This window comes from Oceanicola sp. S124, from assembly GCF_000220565.1.
Classification (GTDB): Bacteria; Pseudomonadota; Alphaproteobacteria; order Rhodobacterales; family Rhodobacteraceae; genus Pseudooceanicola.
In genome coordinates this window covers 1-16,198 of record NZ_AFPM01000005.1, presented here as the reverse complement: position 1 = coordinate 16,198, position 16,198 = coordinate 1, and the positions used below count along the sequence as shown (strand labels likewise).

At 65.7% G+C, this 16,198-nt stretch carries 16 protein-coding genes; 7 read left to right on the top strand and 9 right to left on the bottom strand.

Features of this window, described 5'->3' with window-relative positions; all coding sequences use genetic code 11:
* Window positions 1-22: 22 nt before the first annotated feature.
* Window positions 23-694 (top strand): FtsZ-binding protein FzlA, encoded by a 672-nt coding sequence (fzlA, locus tag OS124_RS0100300; RefSeq protein ID WP_010137239.1) that lies wholly within the window; start codon window positions 23-25, stop codon window positions 692-694.
* Between the two features lie 66 nt (window positions 695-760).
* Entirely contained in the window at window positions 761-1,828 is a 1,068-nt protein-coding gene (queG, locus tag OS124_RS0100295) for a tRNA epoxyqueuosine(34) reductase QueG (protein ID WP_010137238.1), read from the top strand.
* 129 nt (window positions 1,829-1,957) lie between these two features.
* Here queG and OS124_RS27160 read toward each other — a convergent pair whose 3' ends face one another.
* The gene (locus OS124_RS27160; RefSeq protein WP_168161412.1) at window positions 1,958-2,755 is read right to left on the bottom strand and encodes a hypothetical protein; all 798 of its coding nucleotides are present in this window, start codon (window positions 2,753-2,755) and stop codon (window positions 1,958-1,960) included.
* A 289-nt stretch (window positions 2,756-3,044) separates the two neighbouring features.
* Window positions 3,045-3,593, bottom strand: a complete 549-nt coding sequence (locus tag OS124_RS0100285; RefSeq protein WP_010137235.1) for a hypothetical protein — start codon at window positions 3,591-3,593, stop codon at window positions 3,045-3,047.
* Between the two features lie 289 nt (window positions 3,594-3,882).
* On the opposite strand from OS124_RS0100285, the gene msrB reads away from it, so the two are divergent.
* Both msrB and msrA read left to right on the top strand, forming a co-directional pair.
* Complete coding sequence (gene msrB, locus OS124_RS0100280; RefSeq protein WP_010137234.1) at window positions 3,883-4,332, top strand: peptide-methionine (R)-S-oxide reductase MsrB; 450 nt, start codon at window positions 3,883-3,885, stop codon at window positions 4,330-4,332.
* On the top strand, window positions 4,329-4,841 hold the full coding sequence (gene msrA / locus OS124_RS0100275; protein ID WP_010137233.1) for a peptide-methionine (S)-S-oxide reductase MsrA: 513 nt from the start codon (window positions 4,329-4,331) through the stop codon (window positions 4,839-4,841). The genes msrB and msrA overlap by 4 nt, the downstream gene beginning before the upstream one ends.
* Before the next feature lie 133 nt (window positions 4,842-4,974).
* Here msrA and OS124_RS0100270 read toward each other — a convergent pair whose 3' ends face one another.
* Entirely contained in the window at window positions 4,975-5,568 is a 594-nt protein-coding gene (locus OS124_RS0100270) for a HupE/UreJ family protein (RefSeq protein ID WP_010137232.1), read from the bottom strand.
* A gap of 211 nt (window positions 5,569-5,779) precedes the next feature.
* On the opposite strand from OS124_RS0100270, the gene OS124_RS0100265 reads away from it, so the two are divergent.
* Window positions 5,780-6,700, top strand: a complete 921-nt coding sequence (locus OS124_RS0100265) for a DMT family transporter (protein ID WP_010137231.1) — start codon at window positions 5,780-5,782, stop codon at window positions 6,698-6,700.
* A gap of 179 nt (window positions 6,701-6,879) precedes the next feature.
* On the opposite strand, the gene OS124_RS0100260 is transcribed toward OS124_RS0100265, so the two are convergent.
* From OS124_RS0100260 to OS124_RS0100240, 5 genes are all read right to left on the bottom strand, one after another.
* The gene (locus OS124_RS0100260) at window positions 6,880-8,226 is read right to left on the bottom strand and encodes an NAD(P)/FAD-dependent oxidoreductase (RefSeq protein ID WP_010137230.1); all 1,347 of its coding nucleotides are present in this window, start codon (window positions 8,224-8,226) and stop codon (window positions 6,880-6,882) included.
* Between the two features lie 9 nt (window positions 8,227-8,235).
* Entirely contained in the window at window positions 8,236-9,057 is an 822-nt protein-coding gene (locus OS124_RS0100255; RefSeq protein WP_029375068.1) for an ABC transporter permease, read from the bottom strand.
* Window positions 9,054-9,944, bottom strand: coding sequence for an ABC transporter permease subunit (locus OS124_RS0100250; RefSeq protein ID WP_010137228.1), 891 nt, complete (start codon window positions 9,942-9,944; stop codon window positions 9,054-9,056). Before OS124_RS0100250 ends, OS124_RS0100255 begins: the two co-directional genes overlap by 4 nt.
* A 304-nt stretch (window positions 9,945-10,248) precedes the next feature.
* Window positions 10,249-11,370 (bottom strand): ABC transporter ATP-binding protein, encoded by a 1,122-nt coding sequence (locus OS124_RS0100245; protein ID WP_010137227.1) that lies wholly within the window; start codon window positions 11,368-11,370, stop codon window positions 10,249-10,251.
* A gap of 74 nt (window positions 11,371-11,444) precedes the next feature.
* The gene (locus tag OS124_RS0100240; protein ID WP_010137226.1) at window positions 11,445-12,533 is read right to left on the bottom strand and encodes a polyamine ABC transporter substrate-binding protein; all 1,089 of its coding nucleotides are present in this window, start codon (window positions 12,531-12,533) and stop codon (window positions 11,445-11,447) included.
* A gap of 152 nt (window positions 12,534-12,685) precedes the next feature.
* Between OS124_RS0100240 and OS124_RS0100235 the strand changes: the two genes are divergently transcribed.
* Window positions 12,686-13,405 (top strand): FCD domain-containing protein, encoded by a 720-nt coding sequence (locus tag OS124_RS0100235; protein ID WP_010137224.1) that lies wholly within the window; start codon window positions 12,686-12,688, stop codon window positions 13,403-13,405.
* Between the two features lie 87 nt (window positions 13,406-13,492).
* Complete coding sequence (locus OS124_RS0100230) at window positions 13,493-14,887, top strand: aspartate aminotransferase family protein (RefSeq protein WP_010137222.1); 1,395 nt, start codon at window positions 13,493-13,495, stop codon at window positions 14,885-14,887.
* A 42-nt stretch (window positions 14,888-14,929) separates the two neighbouring features.
* Here the strand turns inward: OS124_RS0100230 and OS124_RS27155 are convergent.
* Window positions 14,930-16,198 (bottom strand): hypothetical protein (locus tag OS124_RS27155; RefSeq protein ID WP_010137220.1); only part of this gene is annotated, 1,269 nt, incomplete at its 5' end.

The window sequence follows — 16,198 nt, the reverse complement described above, 5'->3', positions numbered from 1 at the left end:
GCCGGGTAAGAGGATGTAGTCGATGATTTCTGCCGAGCTTTACCACGTGCCCCTGTCCCCCTTCTGCCGCAAGGTGCGCCTGTCGCTTGCCGAGAAGAAGGTCGAGGTCAAGCTGATCGAAGAGCGCTACTGGGAGAAGGACCCCGACTTCCTGCGCCGCAATCCCGCCGGCAAGGTGCCGGTGCTGAAGCTGGACGGCCATGCCCTGGCCGAAAGCGCGGCGATCTGCGAGTACCTCGAAGAGCTCTACCCCGAGCCCTCGCTGATGCCCTCGGATCCGCTGACCCGCCACGAGGTGCGCCGCCTGGTGATGTGGTTCGATGACAAGTTCCACCACGAGGTCACCTCCAAGCTGCTCTACGAGCGGGTGAACAAGAAGATCACCGGGCAGGGATTTCCCAATTCGACCAACGTGATGGCCGGGTTGCGGGCGATCAAGTTCCACCTCGATTACCTTGGCTGGCTGCTGGATCACCGCCGTTGGCTGGCCGGGGACCGCATGACCCTGGCCGACTTCGCCGCCGCCGCGCATCTGTCCTCGCTCGACTACATCTCGGATGTCGACTGGGACCGCGCGCCGGGCGTCAAGGACTGGTACGCCAAGATCAAGTCGCGCCCCGCCTTCCGCTCGATCCTGATGGACCAGGTGCCGGGCTTCCCGCCGCCCGCCCATTACGCCGACCTGGATTTCTGATCCGCGCCCCCCTGATGGCCCTGCCGGGGTTTTCAGTTTCCGGGGTTTTCTGGCAGAACGGACCGCATGAGCGCGCCGCATGATCCCCTTGGGCCCAAGCTGAAGTCCCGGGCCCTGGCCGAGGGCTTTTCGGATGTGCGCATCTGCGCGCCCGAGGCCGTGCCGCAGGTGGCCGAGCGGCTGCAGGCCTTCCTGGCGGCGGGCCATCACGGCCAGATGCAATGGATGGAAGAGCGCAGTCACTGGCGCGGTGACCCGACGCAGCTCTGGCCCGAGGCGCGCAGCATCGTCATGCTGGCCGAGAACTACGGCCCCGATCATGACCCGCTGGGCGTGCTGGACCATCCCGACCGCGCCGGGATCTCTGTCTATGCGCAGAACAAGGATTACCACGACGTCGTCAAGAAACGGCTGAAGCGGCTGGCCCGCTGGCTGATCGCCGAGGCCGGGCCGCAGGCGGATGGCGCGGCGGCGCAGGTGAAGGTCTTCGTCGACACGGCGCCGGTGCCGGAAAAGGCCCTGGGGCAGGCGGCGGGGCTGGGCTGGCAGGGAAAGCACACGAACCTGGTCAGTCGCCGGCTGGGCAGCTGGTTCTTTCTCGGGGCAATCTTCACCACGCTGGATCTGCCCCGCGACGGCGCAGAGGTCGATCACTGCGGCCAGTGCCGCCGCTGCCTGGACGCCTGCCCGACCCGAGCCTTCCCCGCGCCCTACCAGCTGGATGCCCGGCGCTGCATTTCCTACCTGACGATCGAGCACAAGGGCCCGGTGCCCGAAGAGCTGCGCCCGGCGCTCGGCAACCGGATCTACGGCTGCGACGACTGCCTTGCGGTCTGTCCGTGGAACAAGTTCGCCAGCCGGGCCGCCGAGGTGAAGTACCACGCCCGCGACGACCTGATGGCGCCGCCCCTGGCCGAGCTGGCAGGGCTGGACGATGCCGCCTTCCGGGCGCGCTTTTCCGGGTCGCCGATCAAGCGGATCGGGCGGGACCGCTTCCTGCGCAACGTGGCCTATGCCATCGGCAACTCGGGCCGTGCCGATCTGCGCGCGGCGGTAGCTCCGCTCGCCGGGGATCCCGACCCCACGCTGGCCGAGGCCGCCCGCTGGGCCCTTGAGCGCCTGCCGAGGGGCTAGAAAGCGAAAGCACCCGAGGTTTCCCCCGGGTGCTACAGTCCGATCGTCATTCATACTGCTCCGTGAGTGGGTCCTGCCCGGCTCAGGCCATCAGGCCCGGCTTTCAGGCCCGGTCTTCAGGCCCGGTCTTCAGGCTCGGTCGTCGACGATCAGCCACAGGCTGCCATCGGTCTTGCGGTAGAAGCCGACCACGTCGTTCGGCCACCAGCCTTCGCCGACCAGCCAGCTTGCCAGCGGGCGGTTGGACGAGACGCGCTGCCGCAGCTTGCCGATCCAGTTCTGCGACTGGGAAAGCTTCCAGTCGAACCACTGCAGGTCAATCTCTCGGCGCCGTTCCAGCTGGGTCACGGTGACCAGGCCGAAGGCAGAGGGCGGGGCCGTGGAGACGATCGAGGTGCCGCTGGCGAAGGCAAAGCCGCCGTCGCCATCCACGCCAGCACCCGAGCCCCCGCCGCCGGTGCCGCCGCCACCCTGACCAGAAGAGCCGCCACCGGTGCCTCCGCCACCCGTGCCCCCACCGGAGCCCGAGCCGCTGCCGACACCGAGATCGAGCCCGATATCGGCGATCGAATCGCCCAGAACATCGGCATCCACATCGGCATCGGCGCCAATTCCTCCGTTGCCACCCACATTGGCGGCCACGTCCGCATCGGCGTTCACGCCATTGCTGCCGCCCAGGTTGGCATTCACATCCGCATCGGCATTGATGCCGTTGCTGCCTCCGACACCCAGGTCCACGTCTGCATCGGCGTTCGCGCCGTCATTGCCGCCAAGTCCCAGATCCAGATCGACGTCCGCCTGGACGCCCGTGTCCCCGCCCAGGCCCAGATCAACGTCCAGGCCGATGTCGGCGCGCGCCGCGGCGGGGACCACGAGGGCCATCACGGCGGCTGCCATTGTCGTGCGTTTCAATAGTCCGGCATTCATGAGCTCGTTCCTCCTTCAGCTCCAGTTTCGACCGGGCCGCAGGGCCTCGGCCTCGCATGGAAGAAACGTGAGTGACGCGGAGGAGTTGCACGTATAGCGAGAACTGGCGGGACTCCGCTACTTACCGAAGAGTCGAAATCGCCCTAAAGATGCATGATTTTACAAAAAGTTAAATTGAATCAAGACCCAGAAAGATAGGCGGAAATTGGCCGATAAATGCGAAAACCCCCGCCATTTCTGACGGGGGGTTGCCGAAATCTGCCGATCTGGCGGACAGGGTGGGCGAAGATCAGCCGCGGTCGTCGATGACCAGACGGGTCGATCCATCGGCCATGGCCTGGGCGCCGATCACGTCCTCGGCGGCATAGCCTTCGGCCTCCAGCGCGGCCGAGAGTTCGGCGTTGGCGGCGATGGCGTCCTGCATCTCGGCGATGGCAGAGGCGTTGGCGTCAACGGCGGCGTCCAGGCCGGATTCGTCGATCTCGCCGCTGGCCATCAGCTCGGTCACGGTCGTGGCGTTCACGCCATCCGCGTCAATCAGGCCCGACAGCATCAGCCCGGCGTCGGCACCGGCCTCGTCGGTGCTGGCATCGGCACCGGCATCGGCGGTCACGTTGCCGCCTTCTTCGGTGCCCGCAGTGGTCGTGCCGGACAGGTCGACGTTCAGCCCTTCGTCGGAGGCGCCCAGCGACAGGCCGCCCTCGGAGCTGACCGAGCTGCTGCCGACATCGACACCCAGCGAACTGCCGGTGTCGACCGAGATATCGGCCATGGCAGCGCCGGAAATGGTGGTGGCAAGCAGGGTGGCAAGCGCGATGGAGCGGGTCTTGGTCGTCATGTCTGTCTCCTTTGACATCCGTTCTTGATCGTGACCCGGCGAAGGGCGCCGGATACAGCAAGAACCGCCCGACCGCGGGGATGTTCCTGCGCATTTCGGGAAATTCTTTTGGCGGCAATCGCTTGCCTGTCGAACCGGCGTCAGGTGGCAAGGCCCCGCCCGCCCTGATCACGGGCGTGGCATCAGGGGAAACCTTTTCGGCCCCGTGTCGTATCCCCGCCTCACGCCGCGGCGGCCCTTCCCTTTCCGCCGAGGCTGCCCACATAGTGCAGCAGCAACGGAGGACCCCATGACGGAGTACCGAAAGACAGAAGAGGCCCTTGCCCGGCTGACCCCCGAGCAATTCCGGGTCACCCAGCAAAGCGGCACCGAGCGCGCCTTCACCGGCGAACTGCTCGAGAACAAGCGTGTCGGGATCTACGTGGACGTGGTCTCGGGCGAGCCGCTCTTTGCCTCGTCGGCGAAGTATGAAAGCGGCTGTGGCTGGCCCAGCTTCGTGAAGCCGATCGAAGAAGGGAACATCGTCAAGCTGCGCGACGAGAGCCACGGCATGGTGCGCATCGAGGTGCGCTCGAAACATGGCGACAGCCATCTGGGCCACGTTTTCCCCGACGGGCCGGTGGATCGCGGCGGGTTGCGCTATTGCATCAACTCGGCCTCGCTGCGTTTCGTCCCCAAGGACGAGATGCAGGCGGAAGGCTATGGCGCTTACATCGACCAGGTGGAGGATGTGGAATGAGTGAACAACAACGTGCAGTTCTGGCCGGCGGCTGTTTCTGGGGCATGCAGGATCTGATCCGCAAGCTGCCCGGCGTCGCCCGGACCCGCGTCGGCTATACCGGCGGGGATGTGCCCAATGCGACCTATCGCGACCATGGCACCCACGCCGAGGGGATCGAGATCCTCTTCGACCCCGAGGTGATCAGCTATCGCAGGCTGCTGGAATTCTTCTTCCAGATCCACGATCCGACCACGCCGAACCGGCAGGGCAATGACCTGGGCATGTCCTACCGCTCGGCCATCTACTACGTCGACGAGGCGCAGAAGCAGGTGGCGCTGGACACCATCGCTGATGTGGATGCCTCCGGCATCTGGCCCGGCAAGGTGGTGACCGAGGTCGAACCCGTGGGTGATTTCTGGGAGGCCGAGCCCGAGCACCAGGATTACCTGGAGCGGATCCCGAACGGCTACACCTGCCACTTCCCGCGTCCCGACTGGGTGCTGCCGAAGCGCGCCGCCGCCGAGTAGCGCGCGCCCGCGGGACCGCGAAAACGGTCTGCCATCAAGTGAAACGGCCCTCACCCGGCAGGGGAGAGGGCCGTTTTCGTTGGGCAAGCCCGGCAGGTGCCATGGGCGGGACCGCCGGACGGGATGCGGGACCTCAGGCGACGCCGGTCAGGAAGGCGCCCCCGGCGGCGGCGATCAGCAGGCCCGCGGCGCGGACCGCGGTCTTGCCGGCGCGCGATCCCCAGAGCAGGCCAAGGCCGATCCCGGCGAGGTGCAGCAGCCCGGTGCCCAGAACGAAGCCCAGCCCGTAGGCGAGCGGCGCGGCGGCCTCGGGCAGCTCGGTGCCGTGGGCGTGGCCATGGAAGACGGCGAAGACGCCGGTGACCGCAGCGGCCAGCCAGACCGGCGCGGGCCGCGCCAGCGCGACCAGCAGGCCCAGCACGACGCCCGAGAGCGCGATGCCGGTCTCGACCGCGGGCAGCGGCAGGCCAAGGATACCCGCGGCGGCGCCGAGCGCCATGACCAGCGGGAAGACCAGCGGCAGGACCCAGATCGCCGGACGGCCCAGCACGGCCCCCCAGAGGCCGACGGCCACCATGGCGACCACGTGGTCCCAGCCGAGGATCGGATGGCTGAAGCCGCTGGCGAAGCCGCCTTCGATGCTGAGGCCATGGGCCTGGGCCGCGCCGGTCTGCAGGGCCAGGGCGGCAAGGATGAGCGTCAGGGAGGACAGGGTTTTCAGGCGCATGGCGGCTCTCTCTTGAACTGGTTCGCCCCGGACGATGACCCGCCGCGAAGGGCCGGTCAATCGCAGGGAGGCGGAAAGGCAATCTCTGGATGACCGTACTGCAGATTTTGTATGGCTGCCTTGCAAACCTGCCTGGGCAATTGACCCCTGGCGCGACAGGCGCGACAACTGCCGGGCAATTGTGCGACAGACCGAAGGAACCGCCTGGACCATGCAGCCGCTCAAGGGAATCCTGCTGAAACTCATCGCGGTGCTCTGCTTCATCACCATGTCCTCGCTGGTCAAGGCTGCCTCGGACCAGGTGCCTCCGGGCGAGGCGGTGTTCTTCCGCTCGTTCTTTGCCCTGCCGGTCATCCTGGGCTGGCTTGCCCTGCGCGGCGACCTGGCGACCGGCTGGCGGGTGAAGTCGCCGCAGGCCCATGTCTGGCGCGGGCTGGTCGGCACCATGGGCATGGGCTGCGGCTTTGCGGGTCTGGCCTTCCTGCCGCTGCCCGAGGTCACCGCGCTGAGCTATGCCGCGCCGCTGCTGACCGTGATCTTCGCCGCCATGTTCCTGTCCGAGAAGGTCGGGGTCTTCCGCCTCGGTGCGGTCTTCCTGGGCATGGTGGGCGTGCTGATCGTGCTGGCGCCGCGGGTCACCGCGCTGGATGGCGAGTCGGTGCAGACCACCGAGGCCATCGGCGCGATGATCGTGCTGTTCGGGGCGGTCTGCTCGGCGCTGGCGCAGGTCCATATCCGCAACATGGTGCGGGTCGAGCAGACCTCGGCCATCGTCTTCTGGTTCTCGGTCACCTCGACGGTGCTGGCGCTGTTCACCATACCCTTCGGCTGGGTTCTGCCCTCGGGCGGGGTGATCGCCATGCTGGTGACGGCGGGGCTTCTGGGCGGCGTGGGGCAGATCTTCCTGACGTCGAGCTACCGTTTCGCCGATGCCTCGGTGGTGGCGCCCTTCGACTATGCCTCGATGCTCTTCGCCCTTGGCATCGGCTACTTCGTCTTCGCCGAGGTGCCGACCGGGCAGATGCTGCTCGGCGCCGGGATCATCATCGTCGCCGGGGTCATCATCATCCTGCGCGAGCGGCACCTGGGGTTGCAGCGCGAGGCGGCACGCTCGGCCAAGACGCCGACCTGAGACCGGCGGCGACGGGGCAGGGGCCTGGCGGCCAGCCGGGGCATCGCTTCTTGTCCCGGCGAAAGTGCAAATGACCGAGGGGGAAGGGGGCGCTGCCCCCCTCCGCTGCGCGGAGTCCCCCGGAGTACTTTCAGCCTGGTGATGATGCCGGGGCCGGTGCCGGCTGCGGGGCGGGCGCCCTAGAGATCAAAGAGCTTCGCCATGCCGTATTCGGCCGCCAGCAGGGCGCGGCGGAAGCGGCCCAGCGGGAAGCGGGGCGGCGGGGCGGCGAATGCGGCAGGGAGCGGCTCGGCAGGGGGCTGGCCGCGTGACAGCTCGGCCATGCGCGCCCCGAGGTAGGAGCCCATGGCGACCCCGTTGCCGTGATAGCCGAAGGCGGCGAAGACGCCCGTCGTGCCCGGCACCGCTCCGCAGAAGGGTGTCAGCGAGGCCGTCAGGCAGACCATGCCGGACCAGTGATGCGGCGTTTCCACATGGCGCCAGGCCGGGAAGGCGGCGTCGAAGTCGGCGCGCACCCGGGCGGCGATCTTCGCCTCGACCGCAGGCGAGGAGAGCAGCCCGCCGCGCTGGCCGAAGACCATGCGCCCGTCGGGCGTCAGGTGGAAATAGTGCAGCATCCGCCGATCCTCGTAGGCCATCTGGCGGGACCAGTAGCCCTGGGCGCGCAGCTCGTCCTCGCTCATCGGCCGGGTGGCCAGGACCGAGCTCTGCGCCGGCAGGGTGCGGCCCCTCAGCCAGGGCAGCAGCGACTCTGCGGTATAGCCATTGGTGGCGACCAGCACCCGGTCGGCGCGGATCCGGGCCCGTGGCGTGATGACCTGCAGCCCCTCGGGCGTTTCCTCGATGGACAGCGCAGGGGTTTCGCCGTGCACCCGGGCGCCTGCCGCTTCGGCGGCGGCGAGCAGCCCGGCGGCATATTTGCGCGGATGCAGGGCGAAGCCGATCGGCACATGCAGCCCGCCGTACCAGGTCGGGCCGTCCAGGCCCTCGGTTGCCAGGTCCGCCTTTTCGAGCACCCGGGTTTCGACGCCGTAGTCGGCGGCGAAGATCTCGGCCTCGTGCCGCAGGGCCTGCATGGCTTTCGGCGAATGGGCCAGGATGGTTTCCCCGGTCGAGTGGCGGTCGACCTCGATCCCCAGTTCGGCGATCAGCCGGTCGACATGGGCGACGGCGGCAGCCTCGGCGCGGCGCACCTCGGCGGGGCCGTCGGGGCCGAAGCGGCGCAGCTGCCGGTCGCTGGCGCGCGACGAGCCGAGGCAGCAGAAGCCGCCATTGCGCCCCGAGGCCCCGAAGGCCGGGAAGCTGGCGTCGATCACCGTGACCTCTTCCCCGGCGCGGGCCAGCGAGAGGGCGGCGTTCAGCCCGGTGAAGCCGGCGCCCACGACCAGCACCGGCACCCGGGTGTCGGTGGTCAGAGCCGGGCGGGCCAGGGTGGCCTCGGGCACGTCCCCGGCCCAGAAACAGCCCTCGATGGGCGCGCGCGTGTAGGTGTAGCCGGGGTAGATCCGGCGCTGGTCTGTCGTCATGTCCCGGCCTTACGACTCGGCGCGGGCCGCGTCACGCTCTTCCTGCAACTGTCGTGCCGTCGCCCGCTTGGAAACCAGCGAGAAGATCACCACGCCGAAGGCGACGATGCCGATCATGATGGTCGACAGGGCGTTGATCTCGGGCGAGACGCCGAGACGGACGGCCGAGAAGATCTTCATCGGCAGCGTGGTCGAGGACGGCCCGGCGGCGAAGGAGGCGATCACCAGGTCGTCCAGCGACAGGGTGAAGGCCAGCAGCCAGCCCGAGATGACCGCCGGCGCGATGATCGGCAGGGTGACCAGCCGGAAGCTCTGCCAGGGGGTGCAGCCGAGGTCCAGCGCGGCCTCTTCCAGCGAGGTGTCGAAGGAGGTCAGCCGCGAGGAAACCACCACCGAGACGTAGCACATCGAAAAGGTCGTATGGGCCAGCACGATGGTCAGGATGCCGCGATCGAGGCCGATGCCGATGAACAGCAGCAGCAGCGACAGGCCGGTGATCACCTCGGGCATCACCAGCGGGGCGTAGATCATCCCCGAGAACAGGGTGCGGCCAAAGAACCGTCCCGTGCGCACCAGGATCCAGGCGGCCATGGTGCCCAGCACCGTGGCGATGGTGGAGGAGATCAGCCCGACCTTCAGCGTCACCAGGGCGGCGTCGAGGAAGGCCTCGTTGCGCAGCAGCTCTCCGTACCAGCGGGTCGAGAAGCCCGCCCAGACCGTGACCAGCTTCGAGGCGTTGAAGCTGTAGATCACCAGGATCAGCATCGGCAGGTAGAGGAAGGCCAGGCCGAAGGTCAGGGAGACCAGGTTGAAACCGCTCATCCGTCTCATTTGCCGGCCTCCCGGTTCTTCTGCTCGTTACGCTGGAACAGCACGATGGGGATGATCAGGATCAAGAGCAGCACCACCGCCACCGCCGAGGCCACGGGCCAGTCGCGGTTGTTGAAGAACTCTTCCCAGAGCACCTTGCCGATCATCAGCGTGCCCGAGCCGCCCAGAAGCGAGGGGATGACGAATTCACCAAGCGCCGGGATGAACACCAGGAAGCAGCCGGCGATGATGCCGGGTTTCGACAGCGGGATGGTCACCAGCCAGAAGGCCGAGGCGCGCGAGCAGCCCAGGTCCTCGGCAGCCTCGATCAGCGAGACGTCCAGCTTCTCCAGCGTGGCGTAGATCGGCAGGATCATGAAGGGCAGGTAGGTGTAGACGATGCCGACATAGACCGCGATCTCGGTGTTCATGATGGTCAGCGGCTCGGAGATCACGCCGGTCCACAGCAGGAAGCTGTTCAGCACGCCGTTCTGGCTGAGGATGCCCATCCAGGAATAGACGCGGATCAGGAAGGAGGTCCAGAAGGGCAGGATCACCAGCATCATCAGCGTCGGGCGCCACTCGGGCTGGGCCGAGGCCATGGCATAGGCAACGGGGTAGCCGATCAGCAGGGTCAGCACGGTCGAGATCAGCGCGATGCGCAGCGAAGACAGATAGGCCCGCCAGTAGAGGTCATCGCTGGTCAGGAAGGTGAAATTCTCGAAGTCGAGCTGCTGGAAGAAGTCCTTCACCCCGGCCCAGCCGGCGGCGAGGTCGAGCTGCGGCAGGTAGGGGGGGCGGGCCAGCGCCACGTCGGACAGAGAGATCTTCACCACGATCAGGAAGGGCACCAGGAAGAGGGCCAGCAGCCAGGCGTAGGGGACGAGGATCAGGATCAGGCGGCGCATGGGAAGCCTCCGCTGGTGCGAGTGGCGAGGGGGGCAGGGGGGCGCTGCCCCCCGTCTCCGTGCCGGAGACTCCCCCCGGAGGTATTTTCAGCCTGGTGATGCAACAGGTCGAGCGCATCTGTCGGCCTACTTTCGCAGTGAGAGCGTGCAAACGCCTCGGGCAAAACGAGGCCGCCTTTCCGGGCCCTGTCCCGCCTCATCACCAGGCTGGAAATACCTCCGGGGGAGTCGGGCCTGCCCGACCGGGGGCAGAGCCCCCGCCGACCGGCTTGCCGGTCGTCCGCTTGCGAAAGGGCGCGCATCCTCACCGTTCCAGCACCACGGCGGCGGTATCCGACCAGGAGAGCCAGACCTTGTCCTCCCAGGTGAAGTTGCGGCGCGAGATGCGGCGGGTGTTGGTCGACTGGGCCTTGATCATGTGTCCGGTCGGCAGCTTGACGTGGTAGGTCGAGATATTGCCCAGGTAGCCGATGTCGATGATCTCGCCCTGCACCTTGTTCGAGGTCTCGGGTTCCTCGGCGGTGATGGTGATCTTCTCAGGGCGGATGGCCAGGTAGCAGGTCTGGTCCTTCTGCAGCAGGGCGGTCGAGGTGGCGACGAGGGGCGAGGCGCCCTCGGCCCAGTTGACCAGCACCTTGTCGCCGGACTGGGAGGCCTTGCCCTCGATGATGTTCACGTCGCCGATGAAGTCGGCCACGTAGACCGAGTTCGGGCTTTCGTAGATCCGGTCGGGGGTCGAGACCTGCACCAGCTGGCCCTCGTCCATCACCGCCACGCGGGAGGCGACGGTCATCGCCTCTTCCTGGTCGTGGGTGACGATGACGAAGGTGGTGCCGGTCTTCTCCTGGATGTCCATCAGCTCGAACTGGGTTTCCTCGCGCAGCTTCTTGTCGAGCGCGCCGAGCGGTTCGTCGAGCAGCAGCAGTTTCGGGGCCTTGGCGAGGCTGCGCGCCAGGGCGACCCGCTGGCGCTGGCCGCCGGACAGCTGGTGCGGCTTGCGGCGGGCGAATTTCTCCAGCCGGGTCAGGCGCATCATGTCGGCGACGCGGGTCTCGATCTCGGATTTCTCGCGGCCCTCGCGGCGCAGGCCGAAGGCGATGTTGTCCCAGACCGACAGATGCGGGAACAGCGCGTAGCTCTGGAACATCATGTTCACCGGGCGCTTGTTCGGCGGCACGGCGGCGATGTCCTCTCCGCCCAGCAGGATCTTGCCCGAGGTCGGGGTCTCGAAGCCTGCCAGCATCCGCATCAGCGTGGTCTTGCCGCAGCCCGAGGGGCCGAGAAGGGCGAAGAACTCGCGGGTATAGATATCGAGGTCGATGTTGTGGATCGCCGTGAACTCACCGAATTTCTTGGTGACGTTCTGGAAGCGGATCAGCGGCTTTTCCTCGGGATCTTCCCAGGGGGCAAAGACGGTCTGGGGCATGCGCGGGCCGGACTCCTAGGCATGGGTGATCCCGCGCCATGGGGTCATGGCGCGGGAGGAGGGGCGAAGCGGGCTCAGAGGCCCGATTTCACTTCGGTCCAGAGCTTGGTCAGGGCGCGCTGCGAGCGCAGGTCGAAGGGCGTGACCGTGTAGAGGTTGGCCAGGGTCTCTTCGTCGGGGTAGATCGCCGCATCGCCGATCACGTCCTCGTTGAGGAACTCCTGCGAGGCCTTGTTGCCGTTGGCGTAGTAGACGTAGTTCGACGCCGCCGCCATGTTCTGCGCATCCATGATGAAGTTCAGGAACGTATGCGCGGCGTCGGGGTTCGGAGCGTCGACCGGGATCGCCATCTGGTCGAACCACATCAGCGCGCCCTCGGTGGGGATGTAGTATTCCAGCTCGACGCCGTTGTCGGCCTCGGCGGCGCGGTCGCGGGCGATCAGCACGTCACCGGACCAGCCGAAGGCGACGCAGATGTCGCCGTTGGCCAGAGCGTTGATGTATTCCGAGCTGTGGTACTTCTGGATGTAGGGGCGGATGTCGGTCAGGACTTCCTGTGCCTTGGCCAGCGCCTCGTCGGACTTGTCGTCGGGATTGTCCCAGCCGGCATAGGTCAGCGCGGCGGGCACGGTCTCGGTCGGGGCGTCCAGCATCATGATGCCGCAGGCGGCCAGCTTCTCGGCATTGGCCGGGTCGAAGATCAGCGACAGCGAGTTCAGCGGCGCGTCCTCGCCGAGGATTTCCTGCACCTTGGCGATGTTCACGCCGAGGCCGGTGGTGCCCCACATGTAGTTGATCGCGTATTCATGGCCGGGGTCGTAGACCTCGGTGCGCTCTTCGATCACGTCCCACATGTTTTCCAGGTTCGGCAGCTTGGACTTGTCCAGCGGCTGGAAGGCGCCGGCCATGATCTGGCGCTGCAGGAAGGTGCCCGTGGGCACCACGACGTCATAGCCCGAGCCGCCGGCCAGCATCTTGGTTTCCAGCAGCTCGTTGCTGTCGAAGACGTCGTAGACCAGGTCGATGCCGGTCTCTTCCTCGAACTTCGTCAGCAGCTCTTCGTCGATGTAGTCGGACCAGTTGTAGACATGGACCTCTTCGGCCTGGGCCATGGCGGCACCGAGGGCGAGGGTCGCGGCGGTCAGGCCGGTGATGGTCTTCATGAGTGTAACTCCCTTTGGTGGCGGGGTCTGCCGCCCCTTGGTCGCGATTTGATCAAAATGCCGGCGCACTGGCAATAACAAGATGTTTTCATGGGCCGGTATGCCGTGCAAGATGGCGCGGACGAGCAGCAAGACCAGTCGGGGTGAGTAATTTGCAGGCAGCGAGTGCCGAAACGGGCGGAGAGGATCCGCAGAAGGCGGGAACGGACCGGCAGGGCGATCGTCCGGGGGATCGCGGTGGCGCGGGGCTTCCGGCGCATGAGGTGGTCTACCGTGCCCTGCGGTCCCGTGTGCTCTATGGCCAGTTCGAGCCGGGGCAGGCGGTGACGATCCAGGGCCTGGTGGCCGAGCTGGGGGCCGGGATGACCCCCGTGCGCGAGGCGCTGCGGCGCCTGATGGCCGAGGGCGCGCTTGAATTTCGCGGCAACCGGCGCATCTCGGTGCCGCTTCTGGGCCGCGCCGAGATCGAGCAGCTTCAGACCGCGCGGCGCGGGCTCGAGCCCGAGCTGGCGCGGCGTGCCTGTGCCCGGATTCGCCCCGACGACATCGCGGCGCTGGAGCGCATCGACCTGGCGCTGGACGAGGCGATCCGGCGTGGCAACGTGCATGATTACCTTGTGGAAAATCACCGTTTCCATGCGCGGCTGAATGCTTGCGCCGAGGCGCCCATCCTGGCCGATCTGGTCGAGGGGTTATGGCTGCGTTTCGGCCCCTCGCTGCGCGTCGTCTGTGGCTCTTTCGGTACGCGCAACCTGCCGGACATGCACAAGGATCTCATCTCTGCCCTGAAAACGGGCGATTGCGAGGCGGCGGCACGGGCCATGCAGGGCGATCTCGAGCAGGGCATGGAGACGATCCTGCGCGCGCTCTGATCCCAAGCTGATTCGATTGACTCCGTCTGATTTGATCATATTCTGGAAACAAGCGCCCGAAACGGGCGATTGTCTGAGGATTCCGCAATGACCAAGATCACCAATCACCTGCCGACGGCAGAGCTTCAGGCGCTGGACGCGGCGCATCATGTCCATCCCTTCAGCACCCAGACCGAGCTGGCCGAGCGCGGCGTGCGCGTCATCACCTCGGCCACCGGCTGCTGGCTGACCGACAGCGAGGGCGAGAGGATCCTCGACGCCATGGCCGGCCTGTGGTGCGTCAACGTCGGCTATGGCCGGGACGAGCTGGCCCAGGCCGCCGCCGACCAGATGCGCGAACTGCCCTATTACAACACCTTCTTCATGACGACCCACACCCCGGTCATCGCCCTGTCGAAGAAGCTGGCAGAGCTGGCGCCGGGGGATCTGAACCACGTCATGTTCTCCTCCTCGGGCTCCGAGGCGAACGACACCAACCTGCGGATCGTGCGCACCTACTGGGCCGAGAAGGGCAAGCCCGAGAAGCAGGTGATCATCTCGCGCTGGAACGCCTATCACGGCTCTTCGGTGGGCTCGGGCTCGCTGGGCGGGATGAAGGGCATCCACTCGCAGGGAGGGCTGCCGATCCCGGGCATCCACCACATCGACCAGCCCGACTGGTGGTCCGAGGGTGGCGACATGTCCCCCGAGGACTTCGGCCTGGAACGCGCGCAGCAGCTGGAAAAGGCGATCTTGGAAATCGGCGAGGACAAGGTGGCCGCCTTCATCGCCGAGCCGATCCAGGGCGCCGGGGGCGTCATCGTGCCGCCCGCGACCTACTGGCCCGAGATCCAGCGCATCTGCGACAAGTACGAGATCCTGCTGATCGCCGACGAGGTGATCTGCGGCTTCGGGCGCACCGGCACCTGGTTCGGCTCGGAAACCGTGGGCATCCGCCCCGACATCATGACCATCGCCAAGGGTCTCAGCTCGGGCTACCAGCCGATCGGCGGCTCGATCCTGTCGGACGAGGTCGCCTCGGTGATCGGCGCGACCGAGTTCAACCACGGCTACACCTATTCCGGCCACCCGGTCGCCGCCGCCGTGGCGCTGGAGAACCTGCGCATCCTCGAAGAGGACGGCATCGTCGCCGAGTTCGGTGCGAAGACCGCGCCCTACCTGAAGGAAAAGTTCGAAAGCCTCGCCGATCACCCGATGGTGGGCGAAGTGAAGATCGTCGGCGGCATGGGCTCTCTCGCGCTGACGCCGGACAAGGCCAGCCACGCCAGGTTCGCCGCCCCTGCGGGGACGGTCGGCTACATGGTGCGCGAGCGCTGCTTCGCCAACAACCTGGTGATGCGTCACGTGGGCGACCGGATGATCATCTCTCCGCCGCTGGTCATCACCCACGAGGAGATCGACACGCTGATCGCCCGCGCCCGCCTCAGTCTCGACGAGGCCTACGAGAAGTTGAAGGCCGAAGGGTTGTTCGTCGCGGGCTGAAAAACACGGCGTATGTGGGCGCCTTGGGCTTGTCTGGGGCGCCTAGAGCGGCTTGGACCTAAGCTCGGAGGTGATCAGTCTTGAAAGCTCCCTTTTGAGGTGGGGTGACGTCTCGAGTCTACCCCGCTGAATCCTGTCGCGAGGGAAGAAGTCAGATAACTTGTGGTTGGTTTCTTGGTGGACCCGCCTACCGCAAAGCCTTCCAACCTTGTCACTACCTTCTGTGATAACATAGCCAGACATAGCGTCTGGATTGTCGATGCTTTCACGTGAGAAGTCGTATATGCAGTGACCTTTCTCGATCTGACCGGCCGACTCTCTTGTCTGCGACCAAGCAAAATGCAGTTGGTTGTTTATGTGCGCCAGTGCCTTTCCGTGGGCTTCGCTACATTCGAACGATACGTCGTCTCCTTTGAATAGAAAAACTTTGATGTCATCCGCGTCGCGGGGAGTCGAGTATGCGAAATCAAAGTATAGAAACGCATAGTATTCTGCGTTTCCTTCTGGGCCAGATCTCATGCTGGATACCCACCAGCCAGTTTTGTCGACAAAGTCTGACTTGTGATATGGGACGAGGCCAATTTCGGATTTTACGCGGAGACTCTGTCCCTGGGTCCGCCCCCAGTGATATCCGTTCTTCAAGAACGAATACTGCGCCATGAAGGTATTGTAGAGCTTCTGATCTTGGGAATGGTAGATGGCCGTGGTAGACTGCCACTTCTCGGGGTCTTCCGCTATCGGGGTGGCGAGCCAGCCAAAGTAGACATCAGGTGCACGGCCAACGTCATGTTCAACTATGATGAAGTTGACTACCGGAGGAGTGTGCCGAAGCAAGTGCACTTCTAGCGGCCACTTTTCATCCATCTTGGCGTATCTTGGAGCGGAGATGTCTCCAAGGCCGATCACGTCGGTCCACTCCTTCTTTATGGCAGCATTTTCCGGGGTTTGTTCAAAGAAGGCTCTATAAGCTTCGATTGCCCAGGGGTCCTCACCGGATTTCCCGGACATTCCAACAAAGACATTTCTGACCTTTCTTGCGTTCGGCAGAACTGAGCATAACTCGGACCGGACATCCTGGACGATCCTCAAGCGGATCTCTTTCTCCGTGTCCGAAGAGAGAAGGTCCAGTATGAGTTCGTTGGACTTGGATATCTTTTCTTGCTTGGCTTGGATTCTTTGGAAGTAGACTGCCGCAAGCGCGGCCGCTCCAAGAAGAGAGGCAGAGGTCGTAAATAGATCAAACGAGAGATCTACAAGATTCTCGCCTGACCTCATTTTAGGCGCGAGTACTACCCCGATTGCTCCAAGTAT